At 41.3% G+C, this 10,266-nt stretch carries 12 protein-coding genes; all 12 read right to left on the bottom strand.

Features of this window, described 5'->3' with window-relative positions:
- Positions 1–444 carry a P27 family phage terminase small subunit gene (locus NI465_RS15830; protein WP_253145935.1) on the bottom strand — a complete coding sequence of 148 codons (444 nt, stop codon included), beginning with the start codon at positions 442–444 and terminating at the stop codon, positions 1–3.
- A gap of 101 nt (positions 445–545) precedes the next feature.
- Positions 546–833, bottom strand: coding sequence for a hypothetical protein (locus NI465_RS15835; protein WP_253145936.1), 288 nt, complete (start codon positions 831–833; stop codon positions 546–548).
- Positions 834–837: 4 nt separating this feature from the next.
- Positions 838–3,267: a hypothetical protein gene (locus tag NI465_RS15840; protein WP_253145937.1), complete on the bottom strand. Its 2,430-nt coding sequence runs from the start codon at positions 3,265–3,267 to the stop codon at positions 838–840.
- Positions 3,243–3,587, bottom strand: coding sequence for a hypothetical protein (locus NI465_RS15845; RefSeq protein ID WP_253145938.1), 345 nt, complete (start codon positions 3,585–3,587; stop codon positions 3,243–3,245). Before NI465_RS15845 ends, NI465_RS15840 begins: the two co-directional genes overlap by 25 nt.
- A gap of 3 nt (positions 3,588–3,590) precedes the next feature.
- Positions 3,591–4,310, bottom strand: a complete 720-nt coding sequence (locus NI465_RS15850; protein ID WP_253145940.1) for an HK97 family phage prohead protease — start codon at positions 4,308–4,310, stop codon at positions 3,591–3,593.
- A gap of 3 nt (positions 4,311–4,313) precedes the next feature.
- Positions 4,314–5,258, bottom strand: a complete 945-nt coding sequence (locus NI465_RS15855) for a phage major capsid protein (protein ID WP_253145941.1) — start codon at positions 5,256–5,258, stop codon at positions 4,314–4,316.
- A 64-nt stretch (positions 5,259–5,322) separates the two neighbouring features.
- On the bottom strand, positions 5,323–5,685 hold the full coding sequence (locus NI465_RS15860) for a helix-turn-helix domain-containing protein (RefSeq protein ID WP_004788332.1): 363 nt from the start codon (positions 5,683–5,685) through the stop codon (positions 5,323–5,325).
- A gap of 176 nt (positions 5,686–5,861) precedes the next feature.
- Positions 5,862–6,044, bottom strand: a complete 183-nt coding sequence (locus NI465_RS15865) for a hypothetical protein (protein ID WP_253145942.1) — start codon at positions 6,042–6,044, stop codon at positions 5,862–5,864.
- A 69-nt stretch (positions 6,045–6,113) separates the two neighbouring features.
- Positions 6,114–6,497 (bottom strand): hypothetical protein, encoded by a 384-nt coding sequence (locus NI465_RS15870; RefSeq protein ID WP_253145943.1) that lies wholly within the window; start codon positions 6,495–6,497, stop codon positions 6,114–6,116.
- Positions 6,498–7,015: 518 nt separating this feature from the next.
- Positions 7,016–7,828 (bottom strand): hypothetical protein, encoded by an 813-nt coding sequence (locus tag NI465_RS15875; protein ID WP_253145944.1) that lies wholly within the window; start codon positions 7,826–7,828, stop codon positions 7,016–7,018.
- A gap of 213 nt (positions 7,829–8,041) precedes the next feature.
- The gene (gene repM, locus NI465_RS15880; RefSeq protein ID WP_253145945.1) at positions 8,042–8,980 is read right to left on the bottom strand and encodes a replication initiation protein RepM; all 939 of its coding nucleotides are present in this window, start codon (positions 8,978–8,980) and stop codon (positions 8,042–8,044) included.
- 361 nt (positions 8,981–9,341) lie between these two features.
- The gene (locus tag NI465_RS15885; protein WP_253145946.1) at positions 9,342–9,881 is read right to left on the bottom strand and encodes a plasmid replication DNA-binding protein; all 540 of its coding nucleotides are present in this window, start codon (positions 9,879–9,881) and stop codon (positions 9,342–9,344) included.
- Positions 9,882–10,266 lie beyond the last annotated feature (385 nt).

Here is a 10,266-nt window from a genome sequence, read left to right on the forward strand (position 1 = left end):
TTAAGATGGTCTAGCCAATAAATCGCTATCCTCTATCTGTTCTACTGCTTTCTGTGCTTTCCTGTGCGCTGTGTTCTTTGCAGCATTCTGCCCACTCTGCACGGTAGCAATGCAATGAATCTGTAAAAGCCTGCACATAGAAACGCTACGTTTTATTGCTGTGTCCAGTAGTGACAGCTTGGGGTTTAATGTTGGGTTGCCATGCGTATTGGTAAAGACTTCGCCCTCTGCTTCAATTTCCCTTTGCAGTCGGTCTATCTGCTGCATGGTCTTTGCTAATGTTACTGCATGGATTAAATCGGCTGTGGTCCATAGGTCGTGTGCTTTGGCTTCCACAATGCTATCCCAAAATGGTTTCTGCTCTTTAGTAATCTTCAAAGGTGCTGGCACTTTAATTTCTGATTTCTTCAATATTTTTGAAGTAACGCTACTGGTCTTTGTCATCTACATTTCACCTGATTTTTTAAAGGTTGTTATAAAAAGTGAGTACAGGGGCGGTCTTCAATGGTTGGGGTCCTGAAGATCGACAAACCCCCCACCCGTATTTAATTCATACCACCAGATAAAAGAAACTCTTTGGGTTCTTTGATGTGGCCAAGCCATTCGAGTGTCTGTTCATCTATAATCTCTGCTGCTCCTGGTGCATCACCTGCAATATCTTTAAGCCCTTCACCTATCTGGGTAATTGCCTGTCGTAGCTGCTTAGCATCCATCAGTCGTGTATCAACCATATGCTTAAGGATCTGGCCCATAAAGTGGGCATCCAGTTGTCTGCGTTGTTTATTGGTAAAGCATTCGTTCTCTAACTTTCGTAAACGTTCTTCTAATTCCATATTGCTACCCTTTTGCCCTTCTTAATTCGTTATATATAAATCCACCCTGACGGCTTTCACGGCGGATAACTGCCATCATCGCAGAATCAAAGCCCTGTGCTAGTGCCTTCTGACCTTTGGTGTCTATCTGTGCACCACTATCTGTAAAGGTGATGTGCTGTGTGATTTGTACGTTGCTATCACTACCACTTGGTTTTACATCTATCCTAGGAATCTTAGGGCTAAATGCTGGAATAGGATCAACCAGACCACCTTCTGAGAATCCATTAGAAATATTGTCTCGAAGTAATTCAAAGCCTGCTGGACCACCTAATGCCCTGATTTCTTCCTGAGTTAATACACCCTCTCCCTTGTGCACAATCCCTGCGGGTTCATACTTACCACCGTATCCAGTGAATCCACCATTTGCAAAGCCTACTGGTTGTGCTGCTTGGAGTAGTGAAACAAAGGTCCCCGATTCAACCGCTGCCAGTGCTGCTGCTCCTGCCTTCTGCCATACAGTACCAGGCTCGTTTGCATAAGCATCTGAGGCTGATTTCCATACGTTCATACCTGCTTGAGATAAGGCGAATGCTCTTTGAGCAAAATACAATGCTCTGTATGCAGATGATGAGCTGTCTACCAGTCCCATGAGAGCGCCGGCAAACTCAGATCCATACTGAGCACCGTAATTCATCTGTAAGGCTAGTTTTTGTCGCTGAAAGTCTTCTTCAGTTATAAGCATCTGTTTACGAGCTTCAGCTAATAGATCTATGTCCTGTTGGTATGGTGAGTCTTTCTCATCAAACCTGTCCTGATATTCTCCCCAAACATTTTCACGTTCTGCATTCTGCTCAATGCCTTGCTGAAGATTCACTTCCTTAATTTTTGCTTCTTTCATTTCAGGAGAGTAAGCAGCTGTATTCAGAATCTCCTTTCTAACTACATCGTAATATTCCCGAGCATAGTCTCCAGCTGTCATGTACATCCGCTTTGTCTCAAGTAGCTCTTTTTCCTGTGCTAGTTTGAGAGCTGTGTATCCACCTTCGTAGATTTCCTTTAATGCCTGAAGCTTGATTTCCTTCTGTTGAGCAGTAAGTTCCTTGTCTGCGCGGATTGACTGCTGATCCAAGCTGTATTTGTACCGGAATGCCTCATCTTCAGTTAATCGATGTTGTGACACATCCCAGGCAAATTGAAGTTCCTTGAGTTTGATTTCTTCGGCTGTAAGTTCTTTTGCTTGCTTAGATATAGCCTTGTTCGCCTGTCTGGCTGCCTTGGCTCTTCCTTCTGTTGCTTTTGCTGCCTTGTTTTCTTTATCAATAACATCCTGTAAGCCTGTTGCTGTTGAAGCATTGCGCTGCTGAATCTCTCTGATTCCTCGCAATTGGCTTGATTTGGATGAACCTACCCGATTGTCTATAGCATCCATCTTTGCTGCTGCATCAAGCGCTGTGGTGCTTATATCGGCCCTCATTTCAGCTAGAATGGATTTTGCTAACTGAAAATCACCTGAGACCAATGCTGATCCTGCTGCTGCCAGTCCTCCCAAACCCTTTCCGAACATTTGAATTGAAGCCGTAGCACCGATTGCTACTTTCCCAATGCTCCGGATTGCCGTACCAACGCCTTCTGCCACTGAAGTAAGCTGTAAGCCTTGTTCGGATCCCCCTAAGAATGCGTCCGCTACGTCTACGAAAGCAGGGATAACCGCTGTAACCAGTTGGTTTTTGGCTCCCTGGAACTGTAGATCAAGCATGAACATTTGATCTTTAAGCGCCAAGGCTGCTTCTTTGGTCTGGTCTGTCATGATAAGGCCGGCACGTTCTGCCATGTCACCATAGAGCTTCATGCCTTCGCCACCGTTCGCCAGTAGTGGGTAAAGGTCTGTCATGTCAGAGGCCATAGACTCAAGGTAGAAGGACATTTCTTGCTGACTTACACCTGCATCTTCCAGCTTATCAACATACATCTGCAATGCTTCTGGACCTGAGAGCTTTTGCATTTCCAGAATCAGACTTTTAGCCTCTTTTGCACCGCCCTTCATGTCTCCAGATAACTTGTCGAAAAAGTCCTTTCCTCCACCTGCTCCTACTGCTGTCAGCTCCCCCATTTTTTCATTGAAGTCTTTCATCATGTCTGAGAGCTTGTCACCCTCAATACCCATGGCGCTGGCACCTACGGCCATCTTTTGAAATTCTTGTGTGGTAGTGTTCGCCCTGTTTGCGAATATCTCCAGCTCTGCTGCTTGGTTGGCTGTTGACGCTGCTAAGGATCCCAATGCCATTGCTGCACTGCCTGCTATGCCTGCAATCGCCATTCCGTACGTGTTCGCATGGACGCGCATTTTGTCGAAGCTGGTTTGGGTCTGTCTTTCTGCCTCTTGCATAGGGCCGACAAAATTTCCAATCTGTGTGACCAGATTCAGCGTTAAAGTTCCCAATGATGTAGCCATAGATTCCTCCAGACCTCTGAAGCCTTTTTGATTTTTGGCTTATGTGCGTTGTTCTTTAGGTATTCATCAAAATCATTTCGATAAATATGGAACTTCATAGCTATGCGGATCAATTCCAGCTTGGCCTCGCTGTCTGCATATTTGCACAGTACCAATGCCACACCCTCTAAAGGCAATGTCTGCACACTAGATATAAAGTTAATTTCTTCAGGCTTCATTTGTCGGCCGTTATGCTGAAGCACCTCTACAGAATACTCGCGGAACTTATAAGTATTTTTTGGGTGCATTGCCCTTAATCTGGTCTTTAATGTTGGCTTCATAGGTCACCCCCTTAAACTGTCTGCCATCAATCGAACCTTATTGGCTTTATCTTCACCAAACTCATCAATGAATGGCTTCAGCAAGCTCTTGCGCTTCACTGGATCAGCGTAGGCTATCTGAGCAGCTAAAAGCTTCTCTTGGTGGCTTAAATCATCCGCTACAACGTGTCTGGCAGGAGAGAGCTGTACACCGCCTCTATCAAGCTTCACAACTGTATGTTTTTTCCCTGGTGGGTTTATAGATGATGTTTTTGGATGTTCGCTGGATTTAAAGCCTGTGATGTTGGCCCCACGCTCTGCCGGTACACTAACCAGAGACACTTCCAATAGTTCCGAACTTGTCCAAACAATCGCACCGGCTGAATTTTTTTCGTAGTCGGTAGGCCTAAAACCAATCGAGCAGGATTTAATTACACCTTGCTTTACTGACTCCCAGACAGAATCAGATAGCTGTTTTAATTCCGAGTCTGTTTCGTACTTTGCAATCTGGGCTGTCATCTCAAGGCCCTTTGCGGTCTTGCTCAGACTTAAGATCCGGCCAAGTGGCTGATCGTGCTTGTGTTGCCAAAGTAAAGCCGGCAGGTTTTTAGGGTCATAGGTGATACCAGCGATACTGACAATTTCACCTGTACGATCCAATACCCCACTGTTCGCAATCGCCGTGATAATTCGCTGTTCGGAATTACTGGCTTTGATTTTTATATTCTGGAAGATCCTATCCATGGCTTAACCCTCGATCACTGTTGCTTTATACCCATCTAGGAATTTATAGCCATTGATGCCCAGCACTTTAATCGCCACTTTGTTTTCCTGGAATAAATAAACAGGCTCGTTTGTCATTGTGGTAACTGTGGCTTCATCAGATAGTTGTAGCACCACACTTGGATCGGTAGCCAGAATGAGCTTGGTCAGGTCGAATACAATTTTTTGGCTCTCATCTACTGATTTATTTGTGATAACCGGAATGTCTCGAATTGATCCACCATTTACACCCAGGGTTTCCAGATCCAAGGTATTGGCGATACTTAAGGCAGTATTTGGGTTAAGCACAATAACCGCGTTTTGTGCATCTTCCAGTGAAGTGACTGCTGCAGTGATGTCTGAAAGTAAAGCTTCTTTTGTATTTCCAGTGGATGGTACTGAAATTGCGTCTGCTGTAATGGTTTCGATAAAGTCTGCATTCTCGCCAGCAACATAGCTATTAATTAAAGCTGTGTTAATCAATGGCTCAACTTTGCTGTACAACTCAGCTTTAAAGTAGCGATCAGGGAAGATTGCATAGCCACCAATTTTCTTAAAATCTAATGTAAGTCCAATTTTGGATTTTTCAGTTAAGAGATGGGTTGGCTCTCGCTGGAGTACCACCTCGCAAGCAGATAAGTCAAAACTGCTTAAAGGAGTGTTTAAAGGCATGTATAGATTTTTATTAAGACTCTCAATCTGACCAATCAGACTTTTTTCTTTTACTAAATTAATAAATTGCTGACTGGCTGCAATGGCTGCATAATCTGCCTGTGTTGGGTCTGTGAATCCTTTTGAAGCTACCATTTGAACTACTGCGGACGATTTACCAAATTCTCTAATTGCCAGCTCTTGAGGTGGAATCTGATTGACTTGCGAAAGGTGTTGAACAAAAACGCGCTTTACAAGGGTGGTAACATTGGTTTTCATAAAAAATACTCATATAAAGATATGAGTAAAATATAGCGGGTATTTTTAAGTATAAGTTTCTGTTTTATAACGGCTTATAACTGTCAATCTTAGCCATGTATTCAGCCAAATCATGAAAGGTATATCTGTATTTATCACCTGAAATCACGCAATTTGGGGTTAATCTTTTTTGTGCTCTGGCCACCCGAAGGAAGGAAGGTGATTTGCCTAAGAGTTTTACAGCCTCTTGCTCTGATACTGTGTCGTTTTGACTTGGTTTTATACCCAATTCGATGGCTTTTACCAGTAATACGTTCATGTACTTCTGGATCTCGACTGATTTTTCTGACATGACCAGCATGGATCGCTCTACTATTTCCCTTGCACTGTGTCTTGGTATGCCGCTTTCCTGCAAAACTCTCTCAAAAATTTCGACTGTTACAAGCATTTAGCCCTCTGCATCGGTTATAAGTCGTTACCATAAAACTGTGTAACACTTTAATATTATTAATTTTTTACAATGTATTGACCTCTCTCAAGCTTTAAAACATAATCAACTTGTGGGGTTTTAAAATCTTCTTTACCCACACCCCAAAGCCCCTTTTTAGCCCATTGGGGCTTTATCTATTCTTCAGGGCTTTGAGTGTTCATTTCCTGCTTTAGCTTTTGCTTGGTCCATTCACTAAAATCTAAACTGTTGGCATACTCCAGTAGATCCGCCTCAGTCTCTGTATTAAATGAAACTGGTTTAATCTTTCTTTTTGTCTCGTATCTTTCCCGGGCTGTTTCTAATTTCTTGGTATTCAAACTGAATTCCTGATTACTTCATTTCAGAGCTTTATAGCCCTTCCTGCATTCTTGCTCAAGTTATTTTCTTCAGCACACCACAGCTTCAGCTGCCACCTCCAGTGATTCTTTTAGTTGTTCAGCTGCCAGTAATAGGCCGTGTATAGCTGCTGCTGTATAGCCTTTGGATAGATTAAGGTCTGACAACTCATCAAGCATAACTAGGATGCCAGTAGCTTGACTGACAAACAGCGAGATATTTGACTTGGTTTTCGCACTAGCACTCTCAATATCTTCTAAAGCACCATTTGCCAGCATTCCGCAAACGCTCATCATAGCCTTAGTCTTGTCATCAGAAAGGTCACACTGGTCATAACTGACATATAAGCGAAATAATGCACCTTCCAGCGACTCAAAAATAACTTGAGCATTTTCTAAAAGTTCTTGAGCTGTTTTGCTAACTATGCTGCCCATGATATTTCCCTCTTATCCTTGTTAGATTATTCTCTTAATTTATCGTATATACGATGGTGGTACAAGAGGGAACTGATATATTTTTACGTCCTCAAGTTGAGGATATAGGTATCCGAAAAATTTCGCAGACCCGGCCTCCATCAAACGGTGGAGCTTCACACTTTCAGATTTTAAATCCACATTTAGGATGCTGAATTAACTTGGTCAGTTTTAAAATGTGAGCAAGATTGCTCATATCCCCCAGTGGGGTGAATGCTTACGACCCGAAAACTGTCGGAGCGCAAAATTGCGTTGGCTGGGGGGCGTTTTTGTCTTCGCTGGAGTAATTATTAGGAACCGGCCTGGTAAACTCATCTTAATTCTATTGGGATTTTAAGCGTTGTGCGCGCGCGTACGTGAATACATGAAGGTGAAGCTATGGTCAAGATGACCACACCTGGTTGTTTTCAAAGGTTAATCCATATCTGGATGGAGCTCCCATTTTTTTGGGAGCTGGTGAACGTACGAAAGTTTCGTAGTTAAAAGAATCCTAGCTGTGTGCCGATTGGAATGTTTTTAAGTTGCTCGTAATTCTGGCTGTTGTTCTTGGGCGGTCTGGTATGGCCGAATGAATTACCACGCTTAAATTCATCTGGCAGCAAGTCTTTCTGATCCAGCTTGCAAAGATATGAAGCTCGACAAATTGCATCTTCAAGTTCCGTTTTTAAGTTATGCCATTTCAAATCTAGGAATTTGCCGACTTTGATAGATGTCTTGCTATTCCGCAACTTTAGGAAGCCAATTGGCCTTTTCCTGTTGTCTTTATAAAAAATAGACTCATCCTTATTAAAGTGAAGTTGCTCCAGCCCATGTATTTTTGAGAGCGCTTTAGTGATACAGATATTTAACTCATTTGAACCATAAAGGTTGTGCAATGTATCTATAAAAACTAGAACATGAATATGCAGGTACGGCACAGGATTGGATGGTTTTAGGTATTTTGATTCAATACTAAAAACTATGTGCATAGGTGGTATTGGTCTCTGGATTTTTCCTTCAGAAACGCGAACCTTGTTATACGCCTTGATCTGACCCGCAAATTTCTCTTTAAAGCTCTGAGTGAACCTCCTTGAGTTAAATAAAAGCTCATCTTCAATTTCTAGCGCAAAGTGCATCATTCTGGGTGTTTTCATATTGTTACTGCACCACGAAGCGATATGAATGACCTGCTCTAGGTTTCTACGGTCAAAATCTTTTCTTAATGTTAGAAAGTCCTTAAAAAATTCACGCTCTTTTCTAACAACATTTCTGCGAATTGAATCGCAACGATCATTTTTAGGTAAATTAGCCATAAATACCCTTGAACAAGCCAAATAAAAATTCGCAAGGAACTCGAAAGAACCAAATTTAATACCTATTTAAAGATAAGATTAGAACATCATTTATTACAGATAATTAAGCGGTGATTTTTCTACAGTTCAAAACTATCCCGATCCACTATCTATCTATGATTGGCCTACTTTTAAAAAATAGAAAATCATCTGCCAAGTCGTTACTACTGTTTTTTAGGCATTAAATCCTAAACGTCTTAAATCATCTGCCCACTTCACCAGATTTCTAGGATCAACCAGCAAATCGGTCAATCTTCTTTCTAAATCCTCTCGGCTCTCCCCAACTTCACCAACACGGCCACCGAACTGATCGTCATGGGCCAACTTCTTAGCAAAAAGTAAAATCTGCTTTGGTGTCATCCCTGTAAACATATCAATCGTGTTTTGATCTTTTGAAATTTTCTTTTCTTTGGGTGGCTGATTCTTTAATTTAAATTTGAACTCGAAGCCTGTAATTGTTCGACCAGACTTGTGCTGCAAGTATTCCGCTTGAATGTCTGTGAACTCATTAATCTGTTTGATGGCTGGTTCCAGCACTCGGCTTTTGAATTGGTGCATCAATTTATATTCACTATCCTCTATCCCTAACTTAAACCGAAAGTCGTCAATCTCTAGGACTGGTGTTTTCCCAACGTCACGCCATTGAACTAAGAGTTCATATAAGCGGATGCCGTACTTACTTGTAATCTGAGCGACTTGTTTAATTTGGTAGCTTGTAAAGTACTTTTCTAATCGAGTTATTAGCGGCACAACATCGGGCGCAAATGTAATTTCCAAAATTGCCAATTCATCAACATATTTAATTCTGCTCACCCAGCGCGAGCGAACTATTCCTGTTTTTCCACTATTTTTATGTTCTTCTTTAAATGAGAATTGACGCTCGAATAAATTATTAGCAGCTTCTTTTAGTGCTTTATATGCTGCGTGTTTATCAACATCATAAGCACACATATAGTCACCTGCATGTATTTCTAGCTTACTTTCGGCTGTAATCCCATTGCCTGTATTTCTTGCCTGAGTAATGGCAAGAAGAATTAGACGCTGTTCTGTAACCTCAAGATTGTATGAAGCATTTATTAAAGCGTTATCTTTCACAACAAGTTCATTTTTCATATTGTACCCCAGATAAGAATACTTTGTTATGTAATGTGTTTAAGAATACATTATTCTTTTATGTGTTTCAAGGGTGACTAATTGTGTGCTTATGGGTGACTAATTGTGTGCTTATGGGTGACTAATTGTGTGCTTATGGGTGACTAATTGTGTGCTTATCCATTCTGTATGCCTTGCCCTGTGCAGGTTTCAGCTTGTCTAAAAGCATTAAAAGCTATTAAAAGTTAATAAAAGCCTTTTTTCTTTTTTTAAATTTAATTTCTTATTTGTTTTTCACGATAGCAAATGACTTTTGTGAACTCTAAATGATGGGTGACTAATTGTGTGCTTATACCCATCATCGCTTTGTTTGATTTCTAATTTAATCATCAATGAGAGTTCTAATCACACGACCAAACAATCCCTGTTTTCTCCCTGGTGACTTTCTTTCAGTAATCAAAACTTTTTCTTCTGGCTGACCCCTGTCATTACACTCTATTGCTTGCCCTGTCTGAACTGTATCGTTTTTCTGTATCGAACTTTGTTCGGGCTGTTCGGTAAAAGTGCTGGCAGGGGAGGGGTTTTTCATAGTGATAAGAAGCTTGTAATCATCGAAATCCTTTCTGATATTGGCTATTTCAGCCTTATAGAATTGTTCTCGTTCCTGTGCTTGTTTTAGTTGTTCTCTAAGTATTTCTACTACAGTTTCGGACTGTTCCATTCTTATTGTGTCGGACTTGTTCGCTACAGGTTTCTTATATTTGGCATTCCCAAATACTCGAACCATATCTGAAGGGTCTATTCTTTTTATTCCCTCATCATCTATCTGAGCTGTGATAGTTCCTTTCTCCAGTGCTCTATATATTCTGGATCGTGTGACATTGAATTGCTTTGCAGCATCCACAATGGTTAATAGGTTCATTAAGTTAGCCCAATTTCTTATGATTTTGGCCTATCTTCGCAATATCTGGGGCATTCTGTAAAACAATTTTTCGATTAACATAATCTCTGTTATTTAGCATTTTCGGCTTGGCAACACATTATACCCGTAATGTGTTCCCAGATTTAACATAATCCCTGGTCGCGGAAATTGGCCTAAATTTTTAAGTCTATTTTTTAGGCATTTAACATAAGATTCATTATACGAAACGTTTTATGGGTGGTTTTGAGTTAAAAAAACACGCCTGAATTGACTACCTTTAAGCCAGTTTGTAATTTAAGATGGTCTAGCCAATAAATCGCTATCCTCTATCTGTTCTACTGCTTTCTGTGCTTTCCTGTGCGCTGTGTTCTTTGCAGCATTCTGC

The sequence above is a fragment of the Acinetobacter lwoffii genome, from assembly GCF_024129855.1.
In the GTDB taxonomy this organism is placed as follows: domain Bacteria; phylum Pseudomonadota; class Gammaproteobacteria; order Pseudomonadales; family Moraxellaceae; genus Acinetobacter; species Acinetobacter lwoffii_L.

Bases quoted from the DNA above. Each gene is read 5' to 3' on its own strand.
- NI465_RS15885 (WP_253145946.1), bottom strand. From the start codon at position 9,881: ATGAACCTATTAACCATTGTGGATGCTGCAAAGCAATTCAATGTCACA.
- NI465_RS15830 (WP_253145935.1), bottom strand. From the start codon at position 444: ATGACAAAGACCAGTAGCGTTACTTCAAAAATATTGAAGAAATCAGAA.
- repM (WP_253145945.1), bottom strand. From the start codon at position 8,980: ATGAAAAATGAACTTGTTGTGAAAGATAACGCTTTAATAAATGCTTCA.
- NI465_RS15835 (WP_253145936.1), bottom strand. From the start codon at position 833: ATGGAATTAGAAGAACGTTTACGAAAGTTAGAGAACGAATGCTTTACC.
- NI465_RS15845 (WP_253145938.1), bottom strand. From the start codon at position 3,587: ATGAAGCCAACATTAAAGACCAGATTAAGGGCAATGCACCCAAAAAAT.
- NI465_RS15870 (WP_253145943.1), bottom strand. From the start codon at position 6,497: ATGGGCAGCATAGTTAGCAAAACAGCTCAAGAACTTTTAGAAAATGCT.
- NI465_RS15850 (WP_253145940.1), bottom strand. From the start codon at position 4,310: ATGGATAGGATCTTCCAGAATATAAAAATCAAAGCCAGTAATTCCGAA.
- NI465_RS15860 (WP_004788332.1), bottom strand. From the start codon at position 5,685: ATGCTTGTAACAGTCGAAATTTTTGAGAGAGTTTTGCAGGAAAGCGGC.
- NI465_RS15855 (WP_253145941.1), bottom strand. From the start codon at position 5,258: ATGAAAACCAATGTTACCACCCTTGTAAAGCGCGTTTTTGTTCAACAC.
- NI465_RS15840 (WP_253145937.1), bottom strand. From the start codon at position 3,267: ATGGCTACATCATTGGGAACTTTAACGCTGAATCTGGTCACACAGATT.
- NI465_RS15875 (WP_253145944.1), bottom strand. From the start codon at position 7,828: ATGGCTAATTTACCTAAAAATGATCGTTGCGATTCAATTCGCAGAAAT.